Origin of the sequence: Glycomyces niveus, from assembly GCF_017592475.1 — a bacterium.
Lineage (GTDB): Bacteria > Actinomycetota > Actinomycetes > Mycobacteriales > Micromonosporaceae > Glycomyces > Glycomyces niveus.
This window is the reverse complement of the sequence record NZ_JAGFNP010000005.1, coordinates 47991-68714: the sequence shown is the minus strand read 5'-3', so window position 1 is coordinate 68714 and position 20724 is coordinate 47991. Positions and strand designations below refer to the sequence as shown.

18 protein-coding genes and 1 pseudogene are annotated in these 20724 nt (G+C 73.2%); 4 read left to right on the top strand and 15 right to left on the bottom strand.

Annotation, left to right across the window (positions count from 1 at the left end):
* Position 1: 1 nt before the first annotated feature.
* The 11 genes and pseudogenes from alc to uraD form a co-directional block, all read right to left on the bottom strand.
* The gene (gene alc / locus J5V16_RS10875; RefSeq protein ID WP_208496248.1) at positions 2 to 1045 is read right to left on the bottom strand and encodes an allantoicase; all 1044 of its coding nucleotides are present in this window, start codon (positions 1043 to 1045) and stop codon (positions 2 to 4) included.
* The gene (allB, locus tag J5V16_RS10870; RefSeq protein ID WP_243901048.1) at positions 1042 to 2427 is read right to left on the bottom strand and encodes an allantoinase AllB; all 1386 of its coding nucleotides are present in this window, start codon (positions 2425 to 2427) and stop codon (positions 1042 to 1044) included. The genes alc and allB overlap by 4 nt, the downstream gene beginning before the upstream one ends.
* Positions 2428 to 2738: 311 nt before the next feature.
* Positions 2739 to 3131: an allophanate hydrolase-related protein gene (locus tag J5V16_RS10865; RefSeq protein ID WP_208496247.1), complete on the bottom strand. Its 393-nt coding sequence runs from the start codon at positions 3129 to 3131 to the stop codon at positions 2739 to 2741.
* Positions 3132 to 3341: 210 nt separating this feature from the next.
* The gene (locus J5V16_RS10860) at positions 3342 to 4361 is read right to left on the bottom strand and encodes an XdhC family protein (RefSeq protein ID WP_208496246.1); all 1020 of its coding nucleotides are present in this window, start codon (positions 4359 to 4361) and stop codon (positions 3342 to 3344) included.
* Positions 4358 to 6628 carry a molybdopterin cofactor-binding domain-containing protein gene (locus J5V16_RS10855; protein ID WP_208496245.1) on the bottom strand — a complete coding sequence of 757 codons (2271 nt, stop codon included), beginning with the start codon at positions 6626 to 6628 and terminating at the stop codon, positions 4358 to 4360. The genes J5V16_RS10860 and J5V16_RS10855 overlap by 4 nt, the downstream gene beginning before the upstream one ends.
* Positions 6621 to 7982, bottom strand: coding sequence for an 8-oxoguanine deaminase (locus J5V16_RS10850; protein ID WP_208496244.1), 1362 nt, complete (start codon positions 7980 to 7982; stop codon positions 6621 to 6623). The genes J5V16_RS10855 and J5V16_RS10850 overlap by 8 nt, the downstream gene beginning before the upstream one ends.
* Before the next feature lie 101 nt (positions 7983 to 8083).
* Positions 8084 to 8539, bottom strand: a pseudogene (locus J5V16_RS10845) ((2Fe-2S)-binding protein); the annotation flags it as partial.
* Positions 8536 to 9405 carry an FAD binding domain-containing protein gene (locus J5V16_RS10840; protein ID WP_208496242.1) on the bottom strand — a complete coding sequence of 290 codons (870 nt, stop codon included), beginning with the start codon at positions 9403 to 9405 and terminating at the stop codon, positions 8536 to 8538. The pseudogene J5V16_RS10845 and the gene J5V16_RS10840, both read right to left, overlap by 4 nt.
* Complete coding sequence (gene pucL / locus J5V16_RS10835; protein WP_208496241.1) at positions 9402 to 10244, bottom strand: factor-independent urate hydroxylase; 843 nt, start codon at positions 10242 to 10244, stop codon at positions 9402 to 9404. The genes J5V16_RS10840 and pucL overlap by 4 nt, the downstream gene beginning before the upstream one ends.
* Positions 10245 to 10246: 2 nt before the next feature.
* A complete protein-coding gene (uraH, locus tag J5V16_RS10830) occupies positions 10247 to 10576 on the bottom strand; it encodes a hydroxyisourate hydrolase (protein ID WP_208496240.1) in 330 nt (109 codons plus the stop codon).
* Complete coding sequence (uraD, locus tag J5V16_RS10825; protein WP_208496239.1) at positions 10573 to 11076, bottom strand: 2-oxo-4-hydroxy-4-carboxy-5-ureidoimidazoline decarboxylase; 504 nt, start codon at positions 11074 to 11076, stop codon at positions 10573 to 10575. Before uraD ends, uraH begins: the two co-directional genes overlap by 4 nt.
* Positions 11077 to 11317: 241 nt before the next feature.
* Here uraD and J5V16_RS10820 point away from each other — a divergent pair, with 241 nt between their 5' ends.
* Together J5V16_RS10820 and J5V16_RS10815 are read left to right on the top strand one after the other, a co-directional pair.
* On the top strand, positions 11318 to 12841 hold the full coding sequence (locus tag J5V16_RS10820) for a PucR family transcriptional regulator (RefSeq protein WP_208496238.1): 1524 nt from the start codon (positions 11318 to 11320) through the stop codon (positions 12839 to 12841).
* Between the two features lie 38 nt (positions 12842 to 12879).
* Positions 12880 to 13488 carry a nucleotidyltransferase family protein gene (locus J5V16_RS10815; RefSeq protein WP_208496237.1) on the top strand — a complete coding sequence of 203 codons (609 nt, stop codon included), beginning with the start codon at positions 12880 to 12882 and terminating at the stop codon, positions 13486 to 13488.
* A 47-nt stretch (positions 13489 to 13535) separates the two neighbouring features.
* On the opposite strand, the gene ndk is transcribed toward J5V16_RS10815, so the two are convergent.
* Positions 13536 to 13985, bottom strand: coding sequence for a nucleoside-diphosphate kinase (ndk, locus tag J5V16_RS10810; RefSeq protein ID WP_208496236.1), 450 nt, complete (start codon positions 13983 to 13985; stop codon positions 13536 to 13538).
* Between the two features lie 85 nt (positions 13986 to 14070).
* On the opposite strand from ndk, the gene J5V16_RS10805 reads away from it, so the two are divergent.
* Entirely contained in the window at positions 14071 to 15663 is a 1593-nt protein-coding gene (locus J5V16_RS10805) for a VOC family protein (RefSeq protein ID WP_208496235.1), read from the top strand.
* Between the two features lie 39 nt (positions 15664 to 15702).
* On the top strand, positions 15703 to 16722 hold the full coding sequence (locus J5V16_RS10800) for an SCO2521 family protein (RefSeq protein WP_208496234.1): 1020 nt from the start codon (positions 15703 to 15705) through the stop codon (positions 16720 to 16722).
* A gap of 3 nt (positions 16723 to 16725) precedes the next feature.
* Here the strand turns inward: J5V16_RS10800 and J5V16_RS10795 are convergent, their stop codons facing one another.
* Genes J5V16_RS10795 through J5V16_RS10785 form a run of 3 tightly spaced genes read right to left on the bottom strand, consistent with a single transcriptional unit; the run spans position 16726 to position 20542 of the window.
* A complete protein-coding gene (locus J5V16_RS10795) occupies positions 16726 to 17721 on the bottom strand; it encodes an SCO2522 family protein (RefSeq protein WP_208496233.1) in 996 nt (331 codons plus the stop codon).
* A gap of 8 nt (positions 17722 to 17729) precedes the next feature.
* On the bottom strand, positions 17730 to 18674 hold the full coding sequence (locus tag J5V16_RS10790; protein ID WP_208496232.1) for an SCO2523 family variant P-loop protein: 945 nt from the start codon (positions 18672 to 18674) through the stop codon (positions 17730 to 17732).
* A gap of 2 nt (positions 18675 to 18676) precedes the next feature.
* The gene (locus J5V16_RS10785) at positions 18677 to 20542 is read right to left on the bottom strand and encodes an SCO2524 family protein (RefSeq protein WP_208496231.1); all 1866 of its coding nucleotides are present in this window, start codon (positions 20540 to 20542) and stop codon (positions 18677 to 18679) included.
* Positions 20543 to 20724 lie beyond the last annotated feature (182 nt).

Here is a 20724-nt window from a genome sequence, read left to right as displayed (position 1 = left end):
GCTACGGCTCCTCGAAGCGCCGTCGCATTGCCGCGAGCGCCTCGTCGGTGAGGCGGCCGTAGAGGCGCAGGCGGGCCATGCCGCCGTCGGGGTAGATGTTGAGCCGCACCGAGGTCGCGGGCCGGTCGTTGGGGAGGACGAAGCGGTGCGGGGTGTCGGGTTGGAGTCTGGTGCGGGGCAGGAGTTCGAAGACGATGTCGCCGTCGTGGGCTTCGATCGCGGCCCAGCCGGGGGCGTTGTGCTTGAGGTGGGTGGTGTCGAGTTCGGCGACGCGGATGACGCCGCGTCCGGCGAGGCGCACGTCGAGCCATTCGTGGCCGGGTTCGCGGCGGCGGGCGGTCTCCCAGCCGTCGGCCTGGCTGGTGGGCAGGCCGGGCATGATCGCGCCGACGGGGTTGGAGTAGAAGGCGTTCGAGGCGCCGCTGATGTTGGCGCCGTTGGCGAGTGCGGCGAGGTCGAGGGGGAGGTCGGCGAAGCCGGCCGGGTCGGGCACGGGGGTGCCGTGGACGCGGAGGCGGGCGATGCCGCCGTCGGGGTGCATGTTGAGGCGGACGTGGGTGCAGCGGCGGGTGTCCTGGACGGCGTATTCGTTCACGCTGTCGCCCTTGGCGTCTGACACGGGTACGAGGGGGCGCCAGTCGGCGTCGAGGATCTCGGTGAGGCCGGGGTGGCCGTCGGCGCGGCAGGCGTCGACGGAGACGCGGGGCGGGTAGTTGCCGGTGAAGTAGGCGGTGTCGACGACGATGCCGGCGACGGTGCCGGGGGCGCCGAGGCGGATGATCGCCCAGTCGTGGCCGCCGCCGTCGCCAGTGCCGCTGTCGCGGCGGCGGCGGGTCTCCCAGCCGTCGTAGAGCTGTCCCTTGTGGCCGAAGGTGCGGGGCTGGTGGAGGACGGGGTAGGGGCGGATGAGGTTCTCCTTCTCGGCGAAGGAGTCGTCGTTGGCGGCGAGCACGGCGCCGCCGAGGGCGCGGGCGGCGAGGTCGGGCAGGGCCCGCCAGTCGTCCGGGCTCGCGGGGTCGGGGGGTTCGGGCTGGACGCCGTTCATCGGGGGCTCCTTCGCAGTCGGCGGCCGCGGGGGGCCGCGTCGGTGTCGACGGGTGCGCCGCGCAGCCAGGTCGAGACGACCTTGCCGGTGAGGGTCGCGCCGTCGTACGGGGTCACGGGGTGGCGGTGGAGGAGGTCGGCGGCGCGGACGGTCCACGCGTGCTCGGGGTCGAAGGCGACGAGGTCGGCGTCGGCGCCGGTCCGGATGCGGCCCTTGCGGTCGAGGCCCACGAGTTCGGCGGGGCCGGTGCTCATCCAGCGGGTGAGGTCGGCGGGCGCGAGGCCGCGCCGGCGCGCCTCGGTCCACATCACCGGGAGGCCGAGCTGGAGGGAGGCGATGCCGCCCCAGGCGGTGGCGAAGTCGCCGGTCTTCATGCCGGGCGGGCTGGGCGAGTGGTCGGAGACGACGATGTCGATGCGGCCGTTGAGGAGTCCCTCCCAGAGCGCTTCGCGGTTCGCTTCGCCGCGGATCGGCGGGCAGCATTTGAAGGCGGTGTCGCCGTCGGGGACGCGTTCGGCGGCGAGGGTGAGGTAGTGCGGGCAGGTCTCGGCGGTGATGCGGACGCCGTCGCGTTTGGCGGCGGCGATGTCGGCGAGGGCTTCGGCGGCGGCGAGGTGGAGGACGTGGACGCGCGCGCCGGTCGCACGGGCGGCGGCGATGACCTCGCGGATCGCGCTGGTCTCGGCTTCGGGGGGCCGGGTGGCGAGGAACCGGTCGAAGTCCCCCTTCGGCGACGCTTGCGAGCCGTCGATTTGCACTGCCGGCGGGGTGTCGTGGAGATGGGCGGGGTCTTCGGCGTGGACGAGGAGGAGGGCGTCGAGGGCGGCGACCGTGGCGCAGGCGCGGTGGAGTCCGGCGGTGTCGAGGGGCGGGAACTCGTCGACTCCGGAAGGGGCCGTGAAGCATTTGAAGCCGAAGACGCCGGCGTCGTGGAGGGCCTTGCGGTCGGGGTCGTTGCCGGGGACCGCGCCGCCCCAGAAGCCGGTGTCGACCCAGAGCCGGTCTGCGGCGGCGGCGCGCTTGGCGGCGAGGGCGGCGGTGTCGACGGTCGGCGGGAGGCTGTTGAGGGGCATGTCGACGATGGTGGTGACCCCGCCCGCGGCGGCGGCGCGGGTGGCGGTGGCGAAGCCCTCCCATTCGGTGCGGCCGGGTTCGTTGACGTGGACGTGCGTGTCGACGAGGCCGGGCATGAGCACGAGGTCGCCGAGGTCCTCGGTGCGGTGCGCCGGGATCGGTTCGTCGTAGCCGCCGATGACCGCGATGCGCTCGCCCGCAACGGCGACGGCGGCGGGCCGCTCACCGTCGGGAAGCACGGTCCGGCGGGAGCGGAGCACCAGGTCGTAGACGACAGGAGCGGCGATGTCGTAGGGGTCGGTCATCATGGTGACTCCAGGTGCTCGAATGGATACGAGAGGAGAGGGAGGGGCGGGCGGCGATCGCGAAGGCAAGCGCGGTTCGGGCGGCACCGCGCGGTTCCGGTGCGGTGGGCCCGTCCGATGGGCGCCTGGCGATCGGGGGCGGGCGCGCCCTCGGGTTGGAGCGCTGCCGGCGGCGCGGACCGCTGCCGGCTCGCAGCGGTCGCCGAACCGGTGCGGCGCAACGCGACCGCGCAGAAGCGGGCCTCGGGCCGCGCCTTGCGACCGGCCGAGCGGTTCCATGCGCCGGTGCGGCTCCCTGCGGCGGTGCGGGCGGTTCATGAGGCCTCGGCTTTCGCGGCGCGGTAGGCGCGCCAGGAGCCGTGGGCGGTGATGTCGATGAGTTCGGGGAGGGCGGCGCAGTCGTCGCGCAGCCGCATACCGAGCGCTTCGGTGCCGTCGGCCATGCCGACGACGCCGAGTTCGAGGTCGGCCGGTTCGGCCGGCAGGAGGGAGGTGCGCAGGACGGCGAGGTCGATGTCGTAGAGCTCGCCTTCGATCGCCGCGCCTTCGCCTTCGGGCGCGAGCTGGAGCGCTGGATGGTCGTCGCCGACTGAATGCAGGCGGTAGATCGGCAGCGTCTTCGCGGGGCCGACGAAGGGCGCGCCGCCGATGAGGTGGTGGAGGTTGCCGCCTTTCATGCCGCCTCCGTTGAGGAACATGTGGACCATCGTTGGCTCCTTCGGTATCGGATTCGGGTGGCCGTTTCAGCGGCGGTGAGCGCCTTGGCGGCCCGGTCGCCGCTGCCGCCCCGATCGCGGCGGCTCCTCCGGTGCCGACGCCGGTGCGGTTCGAGCCGCGGTTCGCGGTTTCCTCGGGTCGGTGGCGTTGCCGCTGCGAGCGGTGCGCCGGTCGCCGATGCTCGGCGGCGCTGCCTCCGCTCAGTGGTGGATCGGACCCTTCGCCTCCTTGAGGAAGCCGGCGCGGGCGTCGTTGCGGACGGCCACGATTTCGGCGACGATCGACAGTGCGGTCTCTTCGGCGGTGCGGCCGTTGAGGTCGAGGCCGATCGGGGCGCGGAGGCGGGCGAGGGCGTCCTCGCCGACGCCTGCTTCGCGGAGCCGGTCGAGGCGGTCGCGGTGGGTGGCGCGCGAGCCGAGGGCGCCGATGTAGCCGGCATCGGAGACGAGCGCGCGTTCCAGCAGCGGCAGGTCGAACTTCTCGTCGTGGGTGAGGACCACGATCGCCGTCCTCGCGTCCACCGCGATGCCCTCGAAGTGCCGGTGCGGCCACGCCACCTCGAGCGCATCGGCATCGGGGAAGCGGATCTCCGTGGCGAACACCGGCCTCGCGTCGCACACGGTGACCCGGAAGCCGACGCTCCGGGCGATCCGCACGATCGGCGCCGCGAAGTCGACCGCGCCGTAGATGAACAGGTCCGGAGGCGGCGTGTAGACCTCGACCGCGAAGCGGCCCACCCGGCCCGAGGTCGCGGGCAGGTCGATCGCGCCGAGTTCGAGGGGGCCGGTGAACCCGTCGGCGCTGATCGCGACCGCGGCGCCGAGGTCGTGGCCGTCCACGGCGCGCACGAGCGAGACCGCCTCGCCCGCGAGGATCGCGTCGAGGGCGGCGGCGATCGCGGTGTCGCCCGGTTCGACCCTGACCGAGAGCACGTCCATCGAGCCCTCGCACGTGATGCCCAGGAAGAACCGCTCCTCCTCGGTGGAGCCGAACGAGTCCGTCACGGCCGCACCGGTCTCGAGGACCTCCTGGCAGCGCGTGTACACGGCCGCCTCGACGCAGCCGCCCGACACGCCGCCCACCGCGGTCCCCTCGCCGTCGACGGCGAGCGCGGTGCCCAGCGGTCGCGGCGAGGAGCCGGTGGTGCCGACGACTGAGGCGAGCGCGAACGGCTTCCCGTCCTGCATCCAGGCGCGAAGTGTCGCGGCGATGTCCCTCATGGCTGCCTCCCGAAGTGGGCGGTCAGGTGCTCGGGCCTGACCGGGATCTGGTTGAGCGGTAGGCCGGTCGCGTCGCGGATCGCGGCGACGATCGCGGGCGTCGAGGAGAGCGTCGGCGGCTCGCCCGCCCCGCGGAGTCCGTAGGGCGCTTCGGGATCGGCGTTCTCGACGATGCGCAGCCGCATGCGCGGCATGTCGAGGATCGTGGGGATGAGGTAGTCGGTGAAGGAGGCGTTCATGACGCGCCCGTCCCGGGTGATCATCTCCTCCATGACCGCCAGGCCGAGGCCCTGCGCGGAGCCGCCGTGGATCTGGCCTTCGAGCGCGACCGGGTTCATGATCTTCCCGACGTCCTGCACGCACGTCAGGTCGACGACCTTCACGAGCCCGAGCTCCACGTCGACGTCCACAGTGGCGCGGTGTACGCACAGGGCGAGCTGGACGTGCGATTCGCCCTGGCCCGTAACGGGGTCCATGGGCTTCGTGGCGCGGTGGCGGAACACGCGGGTCGCCTCGATCGGGCCGTCCGCGAGGTCGCGGTCCCGCCAGAGTTCGCGCACGGCCTCGCACGCGGCCTTCACCGCGCCGCCGGTCATGTACGACTGGCGCGACGCCGACGAAGACCCGGCCGAGCCGGCCTTCGTGTCGTTCGGCAGCAGCTCGACCCGGTCGACCCCGAGCTCGGTGCGGGCGATCTGCGCCTGCAGGCTCCAATGCCCCTGCCCCACTTCGGCGGCGGCGGTGTGCAGATAAGCGACCGTCGCGCCGTCGACGAGTTCGAGCCGCACGCTCGCGGTCGAGTAGTCGTCGAACCCTTCGGAGTAGCAGACGTTCTTGAGGCCGACGCCGTAGCCGACGCCGCGCCGCACGCCCTCGCCGTGCGTCGTGTTGCCGGTGCCGCCCGGCAGGTCGACGATGTCGCGGCCGACCGGCACCGCCGGGACCGGGATGTCCTTGACGCGGCCGAGCATGTCGGCGAGCGGCGAGAACGGCCGCCCGCGGTCGGCCCGGCCCGGGTCGTACGCGTCGACGACCTGCCCGGTGATGAGCTTGGAGCCCTGGGCGACCGCGTTGCGGCGCCGGAACTCGAGCGGGTCCAGGCCGAGCGCCTCGGCGAGCGCGTCCATCTGCGACTCGTAGGCGAAGCAGGTCTGGACGCCGCCGAACCCGCGCATCGCCCCGCACGGCGGGTTGTTCGTGCGCGCGCCCCACGCGTCGACGGTCACGTGCTCGACCTCGTAGGGCCCCACCGCGAGTGACGCGGCGTTGCCGACCACGGCCTCGGTCGTCGAGGCGTACGCGCCGCCGTCGAGCACGATGCGGGCCTTCACATAGAGGAGCCTCCCGTCGGCGTCGGCGGCGTGCTCGTAGCGCATCCGGGCCGGGTGGCGGTGCACATGGCCGACGAAGGACTCCGCGCGGTCGTACATCATCTTCACCGCGCGGCCGGTCGCCAGCGCGAGCATCGCCATGTGGACCTGGACGGAGAGGTCTTCGCGGGCGCCGAACGCGCCGCCGATCCCGGCGATCGCCATGTGGACGCGGTCGGGTTCGAGGCCGAGGCAGGGCGCGAGCTGCTCGAGGTCGGCGTGGACCCATTGGGTGGCGACGTACAGTTCCACGCCGCCGTCGAGGGCGGGCACGGCGATCCCGGATTCGGGGCCGAGCGGCGCCTGGTCCTGCATGCCGACGACGTATTCGCGGGTGACGACGGCGGCGGGTTGCTGCGCGTCGGGGTCGCCGAGGCGCACGGGCTGGTACCGGAAGTAGTCGCCCGCTTCGACGGCGGCCTCGGGGTCGCAGCGGGGTTCGAGGACCTCGTAGTCGACGGCGACGGCCGCGGCGGCGAGGCGGGCGAGGTCGAGGGTGTCGGCGGCGATGATCGCGACCGGTTCGCCCTGGTAGTTGACTTCGTCGAGGGCGAGCACGGGCTGGTCGGCCTCGATGAGCCCGTAGTGGCGTTTTCCGGGGACGTCGGCGGCGGTGAGGACGGCGGCGACGCCGGGCATGGCGAGGGCGGCGGCCGGGTCGATGGCGCGGATGCGGGCGCGGGGGTGGGGGCTGCGGAGGGTGTGGCCCCAGAGCATGCCGGGGAATTCGAGGTCGGAGGCGTAGTCGAAGGCGCCGTTGACCTTCGCTTCGGCGTCGGGGCGGGTGGGGCTGGACCCGACGCCTCCGGGGCGTGGGGTCCCGACCCCGCCGGCTGCCCTTGTCGGCGGGGTCGGAGTCTGCGGGGGCGCGAAGGTGTTCGCGGCGGGTTCAGGCATCGCGGGCCTCCCGGAGGTTCGCGCTGGCGGCGGCGAGGTCGCGGGCGAGTTCGGTGGTGTCGGCGGTGCGGAGTTCGCCGCGTTCGACGACGGGGCGGCCGGCGACGGTGAGGAGGCGCAGGGGCGCGGGCGGGCCGAGGACGAGGGCGGCGACGGGGTGGGCGATGCCGGCGTGGCCGAGGCCGGTGAGGTCCCAGAGGGCGATGTCGGCCTGCTTGCCGGTCTCGAGGGAGCCGATCTCGGCGTCGCGGCCGAGGACGCGGGCGCCGCCGATGGTGCCGAGGCGCAGGGCGGTGCGGGCGTCCATGGCGTGGGGGCCTTTGCGCTGCCTGGCGGTGTAGACGGCCTGGCGGAGTTCTTCGCCGAGGTGCCCGGCTTCCTGGCTGGCGGCGCCGTCGACGCCGAGGCCGACGGGGATGCCGGCGTCGAGCATGGCGGGGACGTCGGCGAGGCCGGTGCCCAGGCGGGCGTTGGAGGAGGGGCAGTGGGCGACGCCGGTGCCGGCGGCGCCGAGGCGGCGCTGGGCGTCGGGTGAGAGGTGGACGGCGTGGGCGAGCCACGCGTCGGCGTCGATCCAGCCGACCTTCTCCATGTACTCGACGGGGTCGCAGCCGTGGACCTGGGCGCAGAACTCGGCTTCGTCGAGGGTTTCGCAGAGGTGGGTGTGGAGGCGGACGTGCTTGTCGCGGGCGAGTGCGGCGGATTCGCGGAGGAGGTCGGTGGAGACGGAGAAGGGGGAGCAGGGGGCGACGGCGATGCGGAGCATCGAGCCGGGGGCGGGGTCGTGGTGGCGGTCGACGGCTTCGGCGGTGGCGGCGAGGGCGGCGTCGATCTCCTCGACGAGGTGGTCGGGCGGGAGGCCGCCGTCGCTGACGCCGCGGTCCATGGAGCCGCGGGCGAGGTGGAGGCGCAGGCCGATCCGCCGGGCGGCTTCGATCTGGGCGTCGACGAGGTCGGCGGCGTGGCCGTTCGGGTAGATGTAGTGGTGGTCGGCGGCGGTGGTGCAGCCGGAGAGGGCGAGCCAGGCGAGGCCGGCGGTGTTGGCGGAGGCGACGTGCGCGGGGCCGATCCGGGCCCACACGGGGTAGAGGTCGACGAGCCATTCGAAGAGGGAGTGGTCGGTGGCGTGGCCGCGGGTGGCCCACTGGTAGAGGTGGTGGTGGGTGTTGACGAGGCCGGGCGTGGCGAGGCAGCCGGCGCCGTCGATCACCTGGGCGCCTTCGATGCGCGGGGCCGGGCCCGCGCCGACGGCGGTGATGACGCCGTTCTCGGCGACGAGGTGGCCTTGCCGGTGTTCGGTCCCGGCGGCGTCGACCGCGGCGATCGCGGCGTGCTCGATGACGAGGGCGGTCATGGCGCGTCCTCCCTGGAGTCGCCCGCGGTGCGCGGGGTGCCGGCGAGTCGGATCCACTGGTCGTGGCGCAGGTGGGCGCGGGCGGGCGCCTGGTCGGGTACCGCGCCGGCCATGGTCTCGGCGGCGGCGTGCACGGCGTCGATGATCTTCTCGTAGCCGGTGCACCGGCACAGGTTCCCGGCCAGCGCCTCGCGGATCTGCAGGTCGCTCGGGTCGGCCTCGCGGGTGAGCAGGTCGGCGACCGATACGAGGAGGCCGGGGGTGCAGAACCCGCATTGCACGGCGCCGCAGGCGATGAACGCGTCGCGCACGGGCCGGGGCACGGCCCCGATCACCGTCTTGACTTCGCGCCCTTCGCATTGCGCGGTGGCGACGAGGCAGGCGCATACGGGGTCGCCGTCGAGGAGGACCGTGCAGGAGCCGCATTCGCCCTGTTCGCAGGCGTTCTTGGTGCCGTAGAGGCCGAGCCGGTCCCGCAGGGTGGCGAGGAGGCTCTCCCCGGGCCGGTCGATCTCGGCGGCCGCGGGCTCGCCGTCGACGCGCATCTCCACTCTCATCGTCCGCTCCCTCCGTGCGCGGCGGTCCAGACCCGGCGCAGCGCCCGCGCGGCGCACACCGCCAGGGCGTGCCGCCGGTAGGCGGCGGTGCCGCGCACGTCGTCGATGGGGCGCGCGGCGGCCGCGACCCGGCGGCCGAACTCCTCGGCGAGGGCGTCGTTGAACAATCCGGTTCGCCCCCAAGGGAGTTCGATCAGGTTCGCGTCGGGCGCGGTGAGCGGGGTGGGCCCGGCCGAGCCGATGCCGGTGCCGAGGCGGCGCGCGTCGAGGTCGAGGGCGACCGCGAGCGAGCAGACGGCGATGACCATGGCGTTGCGGGTGCCCACTTTGAGAAACTGCTGCGGTCCGGCGGCTTTCGGCACCGTCACGGCGGTGATGAGTTCGCCCGGTTGGAGGACGCTGCGTTTGGGGCCGGTGAAGAACGCCTCCACGGGGACGGTGCGGGTGCCGCGGGCCGAGGCGATCTCGATGTCGGCGCCGGTCGCGAGGAGCGGCGGGTGGCCGTCGCCGGCCGGGGAGGCCGTGGCGAGGTTGCCGCCGAGGGTGCCGCGGTTGCGGATCTGGGGGGAGCCGACGGTGCGGGCGGCGGCGGCGAGGCCGGGCAGGACGGTGGCGAGCTCGGCGGTGATCCTGGCGTACGGGACGCCGGAGCCGATGCGGATCGCGTCGCCTTCGTCGGTCCATTCGCGCAGTTCGGCGAGGCGGGTGAGGTCGAGCATCGCGGCGGGCCGGGTGAGCCGGTAGTTGACGGCGACCATGAGGTCGGTGCCGCCCGCGACCGGGACGGCCTCGGGGTGCGCGGCGAGGAGCCGCAGCGCCTCCGCGAGGTCGGCGGGGGTGTGGAAGGGGGCGGTGGTCTGGCTCATGCCTCCTCCCTGCGGACGGTGCCTTCGATGAGCCCGTACGGCAGGTCTCCGGCCTGGAAGACCATGCCGGGGTTGTCGAGTCCGAACCGGTCGAGGTCGTACAGGTAGTGGTGCCGGTTCGGCATGGACAGCCGCACTTCCCCGACCTCGGGGATCGCCTTCAGTATGCGCTCGCCGACGGCGTAGAGGGTCTGTTGCAGCGAGAGCGAGTGCGTGTCCGCGAACGCGGCGAGGAGGGCGCCCCGCGCTCGGGTGAAGGCGTGCTCGTAGAACGCGTCGTCGGGGTCTTCGGCCTGGTAGTCCCAGGCGGCGGTGACGGCGGTGGCGAGGATGCGGTCGTCGGTCTCGGGCAGGGTCGTGTACTCGTCGACGAGGAAGCCGCTGAACGCGGAGTCGGTGGTGTTGAGCAGCAGCAGGTCGGTGACGCCCGCGGTGGTGGTCGCGGTCCGGCCGTCGTACGCGACTTCGGTGGTGCGCAGTTCGCCGCCTTCGCCGCGGGTGAAGGAGTGGTCGCCGATGCGGGTCCAGTGGTGCTGCTCGATCCGGACGCGGGCGCGGGTGATGGACGGGGTGGCGTCGACGAAGTGGCGGGCGAGGCGTTCGGCGAAGGTCTCGATCGCGTCGACGCCGTCGCGAGCGAAGGCGTACACGGTGTTCTTCTGGGTGTCGGTGGGGAGGACGCCGGTGTTGTCGCCGCGGTAGTGGGTGGCGTCGAGGTCGCCCGAGAGGGCGGTGTGCACGGTGAGGTCGCGCAGGTCGTGGCGGGAGGATTCGCGCCCGACGCGGACCAGGCGGATCCCGGACTTGCCGTAGTTGTTGGGGCCCAAGGTGAACGACATGGCTAGCTCCCCCGGTACGTGGAGTAGGCGAAGGGGCTGAGCAGCAGCGGCACGTGGCTGTGGCCCGCGGCGGCGGTGAACGCGACGGCGACCTCCGGGTAGAACGTGTCGACCCCGCGGGCGGCGAACCAGGCGCCGGTGTCGAAGCGGATGAGGTGGGGGCCGGGCGCGGTGGCCCAGCCGGTGATGCGGCCGTCCGCGTCGGTGGTGTCGGAGGCGATCGCGGTGAGGCCGTCGCCGTCCGGCCGGAAGAGGGTGACGGGGACGCCTTCGGCGGGGCGGCCCGCGACGGCGTCGAGGACGTGCGTGGAGATCGTGCTCGTGCCGTTCACGGCCGCGCCTCCTTGAAGAGTTTGGCGAGGCGGAGGTCGACGATCTTGCGCAGTTCGGCGGTCGCCTCGCGGTGCTCGGTCGCGTTGTCGTTGCCCAAGCGGCGCTTGGCCTCGGCGAGGATCTGCTCCCCGGTGAGGCCGGTGGCGCAGATGAGGAAGACCTGCCCGAACCGCCGCTCGTAGGCGGCGTTCGCCTCGGCGAGTCCGGCCCTGACCGCCTCGTCGGCGGCCAGCGCGCGGGACTGCTCGCCGCGCGACCAGTGGTCCTCGTCGGCGGGTTTGGGCCGGCCGATGGGGGCGTGGGCGGCGTGGGCGACGGCGAGTTCGGCGTCGTCGAGTTCGTCGAAACCAGCGAGGGCGGTGGCGCGCAGGGCCGCGAACGTGGCGTAGGGGCGGCCGGAGGCGAGCTTCGCGGCCCAGGCGCGGGAGGCGCAGCAGGCGGTGAGCGCGGCGATCGCGTCGCCGGTGCCGGCGGTGTTGAACGCTCCGAGAGTCCACATCGGCGTCTCGCGCTCCCTTCCCTGTAGACGGCGGGTCGCCCTCACCGTCGCACGAACGGGCCGTGTGGGATAAGTGAAGCGGAAACCCGGGGCCGGGGGCACTGTGTTCGGCTATGAAAGCTTGGTTTCCCGGCCGTTAAATGCTGGAGGATCGTCCAAAGGCGCCAGGTGGGCGGCGCTATGGTGGAGTGGCCTACCGCGTCCCGACGCGCCTGTGAAGGCCGGACCCCTGGGGGCCACCATGCGACTCCGTTCACTGCTGCAGATGCCCGAGCTGGGCTTGACCCTGGTCTCGGGCCGCCACCACCTCGACCGGGAGATCCGGTGGGTGGTGCCCACCGACATGCACGACCCGCGCCGGTACCTCTCGGGCGGCGAGCTGGTGCTCACCGGCCTGATGTGGCGCCGGGCCGAGGCCGATTCGGACGCCTACGTGCGCAACCTGATCGCGGCGGGGGTGACGGCGCTCGGCGCGGGCGACCACCCGGAGTTCCCTTCGGTGCCGGTGGACTTGGTGGACGCGTGCGCGCGGCACGACCTGCCGCTGTTCGCGGTGGACGCGGCGGTGGCGTTCGCGGAGATCACCGAGCGGATCGTGCAGCGGCTCTCGGCGGGCCGCTCGGGCGACCTGGCGTCGCTGCTGGACCGGCACCGGCGGTTGATCGCGGCCGACGGGATCGGGCAGATCCTGGAGCTGATCCGCGGTGAACTGGGCATGGAGTGCCTGGTGCTGTCGCCCACGGGCCGGGCGCTGCGCGGGGGGCTCGAACTCGGCGAGACGGACCGGGCCGCGGTGGTGGCGCGGGCGCACGCCTCGGAGCGGCTGCCGCAGAAGGTGACGCTCGACCGGCACCGGGCCTATTCGGTGTTCGGGATCGGCTCGACCCTCCACACGGGCCGGTTCCTGGTGATCGACGACGACCACACGCGGTGGGCGCCGGAGCGGCGGCTCGTCGCCGAGCAGCTGGCGGCCCTGCTCATGCTTGAACTCGACGACCCGGCGGTGCGGCCCGCACCGCACGTCGAACTTGTCACCGCCCTGCGCGAAGGCCGCGTCGACGAGCACCTGATGCGCTCGGCGGGCCTCCCTTCGGGCGGGAGCGTCACCGTGATCGCGGCCGTCGGCGAACCGGCGGCGCTGCGGGAGGTCGTGGTCGCGGAAGCGGTCGCGGTCCAGGCGGGCGACTCGCTGGAGGCGCCCGTCGCGGCCTGGGCGAGCTTCGGGGACGAGACGGTCGCGGTGCTCGCGGGCGAGGCCGGCTCGGCCGAGGAGCGGCCCCGGCTCCTGGAATGGTCCCGGCAGTGCGCGAAGGTCCTGTCCGGGATGGGCGGGGGCGGCGCGGTCAGCGTCGGCGTCGCCGACCCGGTGCGCTCCCCCGCGGGCCTGTGCGGGGCGCTCGAGCAGGCCCGGCACACGGCGGCACTCGCGCAGCCGCGCCCCGGAGGCGTCGACGTCGCCGAGCCCGACCACCTCGTGTCGCACCGGATGCTCCTGGCCGCGGTCCCCGCCGACGTCAGCCGGGCCTTCCGCACCCGCGTCCTCGACCCGCTCCTCGAATACGACGCCCGGCACCGCTCCGACCTGCTGCCGACCCTCCGGCGGTTCCTCGAATGCGACGGCTCCTGGCGCCAGTGCGCCGCGAGCCTCCACCTGCACGTCAACACCGTCCGGTACCGCATGCGCCGCGTCGAAGAGCTCACCGGCCGCGACCTGCGCAACCCTCTCGACCGGATGGACCTCGCCCTCGCGGTGAGCCTGGAGTGAACGCGGCCCCGACCCGGGGCCGCGGAAGGGGGGAACACATGAAGAACACCGCGGGGCTGGTGCTCGCCGCGGGCGCCGGACGGCGCTTCGGCGGACCGAAGGCCCTGGCCGAGTTCGACGGCCGCAGCCTGCTCGACCGGGCGGTCGCGACCCTGCACGCCGGCGGGTGCCGGCAGGTCCTCGCCGTCCTCGGCGCCGGGGCCGAGCAGGCGCTCGCCGCCGCCACCGAGGCGTTCACGCCGGTGCTGAACCGGCGGTGGGGGCAGGGGCTCGCGACCTCGCTGAAAGCGGGGCTCGCGGCGGTCCCGGAGCGGTACGACGGGGTCGTCGTGACCCTCGTCGACCAGCCGCGCATCGTCCCCGAAGCGGTCCGGCTCGTCATCGCCGCCGCCGAAGCGGGCGCCTCGGTCGCCGTCGCCACCTATGAAGGGCGGCGCGCGCACCCGATGTACTTCGCGCGCGAGCACCTGGACGCGATCGCCGCCGGCGCCTCGGGCGACCGCGGCGCGCGCGACTTCCTCGCCGCGCACCCGCGGCTCGTGCGGGAGGTCCCGTGCCCGGGCGACCCGCTCGACGTCGACACGCCCGAGGACCTGGCCGCGCTCATCCGTCCCACGTCACCGCCGAACCTGGTGGGCCGCAGCTGATCCCGTAAGAACTCCGTGCCGCTGCCAGCGTCGTCAGCGGCGCGGTCCTAAGACGCGAACCAGAGGTCGATCTCGCGCTTCGCGGATTCCTCCGAGTCCGAGGCGTGGATGAGGTTCTGCTGGTTCGACACGGAGAAGTCGCCGCGGATCGTGCCGGGCTCGGCCTTGCGCCCGTCGGTCGCGCCCGCCAGCTTCCGCACCACCGGGATCGCCTCGTCGCCCGAGACGACCAGGGACACCAGCGGCCCCGAGGTCATGAACGTCTTCAGCCCGTCGTAGTACTCGCGGCCCACGTGCTCGGCGTAGTGCGCGTCCGAGAGGGCCGCGTCCATCGTCCGCAGCCGCAGCTCCTCGACGCGCAGCCCCTTGCGCTCCAGGCGGGACAGGACCTCGCCGATGAGCCCGCGCCGGACGGCGTCGGGTTTGATCAGGACGAGCGTGCGCTGTTCGGCCACGGGAGGACTCCTCGAAAGTCTCGGTCGGATTCTGGCTGTCATCGTAAGGGATGTTGTGTCCGTTGCCTCACCCACGTACGATTCACGTTGCAACCCGGTTCTCCCAGTTGTGGATGAGGTGTCCCCGATGGCACGTGGCGGTAGCCAACCCCCGAGGCCGGCCCCGCGGCCTTCCAAGTCGCCCAGCAGGGGCGGCGCGAAAGGCGGGGCCGCGCGCGGCGGCGCGAAGGGCGGCGCCAAGGGCGCCGTCCCCAAGAAGGGCGCGCAGCCGGGCGCCCGCAAGGCCGCACCCGGCAAGGCGATGCCCCGCACCGGACGCCAGCCGACCGCCCGGGGCATGACCGCCGAGCAGCTCCGGCAGCAGCGGCTCCTGCTCGACCAGCAGCGCCGCTCCCGCGAAGCGCGCTGGTGGGCGATCAACCAGCACGCCATGAAGGACCTCCACGCCCGCCAGCACCACTCGGCCGGCGGCGAGGCGATCGGCACGACCCTCAACGGCGACAGGCGGATGCGGTGGCGCACCTCCCACGCGGTCGGCGCGATCACTTTACTGGTCGTCTCGCTCTTCCTGGCCTCCATGGCGGTCGGGGCGCAGAGCATCGTCATCGCCGTGTTCGCGTTCGCCTGCTTCGCGGGCTGCATCGCGTTCGTCACCGTCGAGCACTCGGCGCGGCGCTTCCCGCAACCGGTCCCGGTCCCGCCGCTCATCGGGCAGCACCGGCTCGAGGACCTCATCGTCGAAGACGACCCGCCGCGCCCCGCCGCGGTCAAGGAACAGGCGCCCGGCTCGCTGGACGACCTGTTCGAGCCGTCGCGCCCCGAGACCGCCCCCACGGCGACCGCGACCGCGCCGGTGGAGGAAGCGCTGAAGGTGCCGGCGCCGCAGCCCGAGCCGGTGCGCCCCCCCGAGCCGCCGCCCGCCGTCGTCATCGTCGAACCCGTTGAGCTCCAATCGGACACGGTCATCGCGGCCGCTCCTGGGCGGACGCTCATCACCGAACCGGTCGACGCCGAACTCATCGAGGAAGAGGAGGAGCCGCCGACCTCCGCGCCGCTCGCCGAGTCCGCGCCGCTGCCGAGCCCGCCGCCGAGCAGCCTGCCCGCCGGGGCGTTCACGCTCCCCAGCGAGCTGATCGGCGGCGACGCCAAGGGCGGCAACGGGAACGGCGGCACCGAGACCGCCGCCGCGCCGCCCGCGCCCGAACCGAGCCCCCCCAAGGGGCCGATCGCCGAAGCCGTCACGAAGCTGAAGGCCCCGACGCCGCCGCGCCAGCGCACCTCGGAGGAAGGCAGCAGCCTCGCCCAGGACCTGGCCGGCCTGCTCCTCTCCGAGCAGCGCATCAACGGCACCGACGTCACCGACGTGGCCGCCACGCTCGTCGTCGCCGACCTGCAGCGGTCCGTCGAGTTCTACACGGACGCTTTGGGACTCCACATCGCCGACCGCACCGACGAGGCCGCCGTCCTCGACGCCGGGTTCGGCAAGATCCTCCTGTGGGAGCGGCCCGACGCGCCGCCCGGCGAGACCGGGGTCATGCACCTGACCTTCGAGGTCGGCGACATCGACGCGACGTTCGCGGAGATGAACGAGGCCGGCGTCGAGTTCCTGCACCTGCCGCGCACCGCGCTGCTGGGCCAGAACTACCAGATGCGGGCCGCGGCCTTCCGCGACCCGGACGGCCACGGCCTCGCCATCACCGAACACCGGGAGCGCGACTAGCGAGAGCCTTCCCGCCCAATACGAACGGAGCGACCGCCCATGCTCGTCGTCGGCGAGATCCACACCGCCCTGCTGCCGCACTCGCGCCCGCTCACGCCCGAGGAGGCCCGCGCGGCCCTCTCGCTCGCGGTCGGCGAGAGCGTCGTCCAATGGGCGCGCCCCGTCCCGCACACCGCCTCCCCGGTGCTCCTGCACGGCGTCGACTGCCGGTTCCCGCTGGGCCCCAAGCCCGACAGCCAGCAGGGGGAAGCGGACGACCGCAACGGGTCGCTCCGCGCCGTCGGCTCCGTCGCCTCGCGCGCGGTCCTCACCGGCGGGCAGCTCCTCCAAGGGTCGGCGTGGGCGTCCGTGTCGCTCTCGCAGCACCCCCGCCGCATGCCCTGGTCGTACTACCTGTCGAAGCCCGGCACGCTCGAGACCATCGGGAAGTTCGACGCGCACCGCCTCGCCGAGGGGTACCTCATCGCCGAGCAGCGCGCCGACCGCGGCAAGCTCCTCGACACCGCCGCGGTCGCCCGGCACTCGATCCACGACGTGCTCGCCCGGCCCATGTTCGACCAGCGCCCGCCGATCAAGACCGGGTCCACCCGGCTGCGCTGGGCCGCGATCACCGACCCGTCGAAAGGCGAGACGGTGGCGTTCCGGCTGGCGGGCAACGACAGGCGGCGGCTGCGCATCGTCACCGGCCCGGTGGACCCCGAGCAGGTGGCGGCCGCCGCCGAGGACCTGGCCGTCCACGACTGGCTGCTCACCGCCGTCGCCGCGCGGGTCGCGCTCGCGAAGATCGGCGAGGACTCGCGGCACACGCTGCGCACGCTCCGGCCCGTCGTCGACCACCTCCTGCACCTGTGGTCGGCGGGCGCCCGCACCGCCCCGGAACTCGAGTTCGTTTGGGACGCACTGGAACGGCGGCCGGGCCTGACGCGGCAGTGGACGACGATGACCGAGCGCGTGCGCTCGCAGATCGACTACGGCGCGGCCGACCTCGCCGCGCAGATCCTCGACCTCATGGAGCAGCGGCAGCGGCAAGCGGGCGGCTCCGGCGGCGCGTACCGCTGAGATCTAAAGGGGCCCTTGGAAGATGTAGGAGAGGCGGTCGGTGATCTCGGCGGGGAGAACCAGGCCCTCCCGCTCCGCGGACTTGCGGATGATCTCGACCGCGCTCGCCTCGGGCCGCACCGAACCGCAGATGACCCGCACCGCGTGCTCGACCTCCAGGTAGTTCACCGAGAGGATCGAGACGGTCCGGTAGGCGGGGAACGGGAACGCCGTCGGCTCCAGCTGCAGGATCGGCGGCATCGCCTCCCACGTCTCGGGGAAGCGCGCCCGCGCGGGCCGGTCCGGGTCGTGGCCGTGCTCGTCGGGGACGACCGCTTCGACCGCCTCGGGCACGCCGATGCGGCGGCCCTGGTTGCGCAGCACGCCCAGGCGCAGCAGCTGCCACACCGCGGCGAGCATCGGGCAGGACCAGCGCCGGCCCTCCGCGCTGTCGCTCCACAGCTCGACGTCGAGGAACACCGAGTGGTCGCGTTTCGCGTTCTGGCTCGGCGGCTTCCACTCCCCCGGGCCGACCATCGCCACGCCCTTCGGCTTCGGGCTCGGCACGCCGTTGCACAGCCAGCCCGAGCGGGCCACGCTCGGCCGGGAGCCGTTCGCGCCCGGCGGCGGCTCGAACACGATCCGGTCGGCCACGAGCCCGGCGAGCTGGAGCGGGCCCATGGTGGCGCACGCGGACTCGCGGGCGAGGTAGTCGATGCGCAGCCCCGCGTCGGCGGCGGCCTCGGTGATGACGGCGATGAGCTCCTCGGGCGGGGGCATGCCCTGCTGGCTGTAGTCGTCGACGAGGTAGCAGGTGCTCACGCGCGGGCGGCGCCCGCCGAGCCGCTTCGAGAGGGCCTCGGTGGTGCCGTGGACCCAGGCGGCGGTCGAGGCCATCTCGGCCTTGAGCGTGTCGGGCCGGGCGAGGTCGTCGGCGTAGAGGTGGCCGACCTCGATCGACAGGTGCGACATGCCGAACCGCTCGGTCCGCTGCTTCGCGCTGGTCTCTTCGTACGTCATGGGTCCACTCAATCGATGCCGCGGGCGATGGCCTCGAGGCCGGGCACGAACAGCTCCTCGGCGGAGCGCACGGCCAGCTCTGAGAAGGCCCTGACGGTCTCCTGGTTGGCGATGTCGAGCGTGACGGTGTCGGCGTCGGTGATGATCTGCTCGCGCCATTGCAGGACCGGGTCGAGCGGGACCGACCCGAGCAGGTTCATGCGGCCCAGCTTGAGGCGGGCGGCCATCTGGTGCAGGTCGGCGTCGATCTTGCGCAGCCAGCGCACCTGGGTGGGCTTGAGGCCGGAGAGGTCGGCGCCGTCGGGGTCGACGACGGCGGTGCGCACGTAGCGGATCGAGGCGAGGAGCTTGCGCTGGTAGTCCTCGCCGAGGGCCTTGCCGGTCTCGACGAGGCCGCGTTCGCCGTAGACGAGGGAGTGGGCGGCGATCACGTGCTGCTTGGTCCAGCGGTGGTAGACGATCCAGCGCCAGGGGAGGTTGGCGAGCTCGGGGCGGGCGGTGGCGGCCATGACCATCTCGGTGGCGTGGGAGCGGCCCGCGGAGAGGTCGACGATGACGAGGTCGAATTCGCGCGAGAGCTCTTGGAGGAGGTTGACGCAGCGGTCGATCGTGGTCTCGTCGCCGGGGAACTCGGAGCCGTCGGCGTCGCCGGGGCAGAGGACGAGTTCGCCCGCGCCGTCGGGCCGGGCCCGGAGCTCGGCGCGGTCGCTGGTGGCCCATACGGAGTGGCGCTCGGGCTCGGAGGCGATGTCCTGGAGGTATTCGTGGATGCCGGCGCCGGGGGTGCCGTGCTCGAGGTCGTCGATGGCGAAGATCGCGCCCGCGGTCGGTGATCCGAAGTCGAAGTCCACATAGCATACGTTCGCGCCTTGGAGGGCGCGGCGGTAGGCCAGGTTGGAGGAGGAGACCGAGCGTCCGGTGCCGCCCTTGTCCGAGGTCGCGAACAGCAGCATCGTCACACTCCGGTCTCGGCGTCGCGCCCGGCGGCGATGAGCCGGTCGAGGTCGATGAGGGCCTTGACGCCGAGCGCGAACGCGGTGCCGGGGCGCTCGTCGACCACGTCCTTGGCGTGGCGGATGGTCAGGCCGACCGAGCGGATCTCCTGTGCGAGTGCGGGTCCGGCGGCGCCCGAGCCGCGCAGCAGCTCCTGGTCGTAGACGTGCTCGGCCTCGACGAGGAGTTCGTGCGCCAGGTCCTCCAGGCCGCGCGAGCGGGCGGGCTCGGAGGTCGCGAACTGGGCCGCGAGCACCATGGCCTCGACGACGCGGATGGTGAAGTGCCAGGAGGGGTCCTCGAACCAGTTGCCGAGCTCGCCGTAGACCTGCTTCGGCTGGTCCCACAGGCGGGCGGCCGCGCCTTCGCGGATGCGCCTGCGTGCCAGGTGGTCCCAGACGAGGTCGGCGACTTCGAGGAGTTCGGCGCGGGCCTCGATCGTCACGAGCAGGCTCGCGGCGTGGTAGAGGCGCTTGAGCAGCAGCGGCGCGAAGTCGACCATGTTCCAGACCATGGCCGGGCCGTCGAGCTTCTCGATGCCGGCGAGTTCGGCCTTCACGCCGGGGTAGTGCATCTCGATGGCGCGGTCCTCCCGGAGGGCGCGGCGGGTGATGCGGCCGCGGTTGCCGAGTTCGACGAGGACGTCGCCGAGGCGGATGAGGTCGTCGTCGCCGCCGCGGGAGGCCCCGAAGGTGTCGGTGGCGACCGCGCACACCAGCAGCGAGTAGTAGTCGTACTCGAGGGCGTCGGTGGTGCGCCAGGGGACGTCTTCGAGCGGCCACTTCGAGCCGCCGCCGAAGGAGGCGACCATGGCCCAGTAGCGGCGGGTGACGTCCATGCGCAGCTGCAGCGACTGCGCGAGGCGCTGCTCCTCCTCGGTGAGGAGGTTGCGGCGCATGACCCTGGCCGAGAACAGGGTCTGGATGGCCTCGAGGGCGACCACGGTGAAGTAGAGGTACGGGGCGTCCTCGGCGCGGCCGACGCGCTGCGTCGAGGTGTCGGATACGTCGGGGATGTCGGGGGCCTTCTCCACGACCGACCAGGACCAGCCGATCTCGAAGAGCTTCGTGGGCGCCTCGACGCCCGCCGTTCCGCCCGAGCCGACGGTGATGGTGCGCAAGGTGGCGATGATGTCGTCGGCGCTCTCGCGGAAGCGGCGCACGATCTTGCGGTCGGCCTGGCCGTCGACGTTGATGAGGGCGAGAAGCTGCTTGCCGAAGTCGTCGTCGGCGTCGAAGGTGGACACCGCGAAGGAGCGCAGCAGGCCGGTGATCGCGCCGAGGAGGCGCCGGTGGATGGCCTCCTGCACCTGCTCGAGCTCGCGGCCGAGGTCGCCGCGGCCCATGCGGTCCACCGTGGGCTGGAAGTCGGCGAGGAAGGAGAGGGAGGTCAGGCACAGCGGGATCGCGAGCGCGAAGCCTTCCGTGACGTCGATGGCGCGCTGCTCGGGGTTGGCCTTCTTGGTGCGGTCCTTGCGGTGCATGTTGGAGCCGCCGGAGTAGACGGGGACGCCCTCGGCGTCGACGTGCTTCTCCATGTACTCCTTGACCAGGCGCATGATCCGGATCGGGATCTCGACGGCGTCGCCGAGCCCGGCGAGGGCCTCGAGGACGGCGTCGCCGGTCGCGTCGGGGTCGGCGTAGTTGAGCTCGGGGAGCTCCTGGGCGGGGAAGAGCAGGCACAGCAGCTGCTGGGCGTCGCCCACGGCGTCGGACTGGTTGCGGCCGCCCCAGTGCCAGAACTTGCGCTTGCCGCCGTCCTCGGGCAGCCGCCAGCTGTAGGCCACCTGAGCACGCCAGATGTCGAGGAGCTGTTGCCGAGGCTGCATCTTCACAGGGGATCACCGCCGAGCGCTCGCAAGGGCCGAATCGGACAGGTCCACTATCGCACGCCCATGTGACGCGAATAGCCTCGCAGAACGCGTTTTGTCGCTTACCCGACAGATCCCGGGCGTCCGCTGGAGCGGCTTCGAGCGTCCTATGAGTAGGGTCGGCAAACCGGGCGTACCGG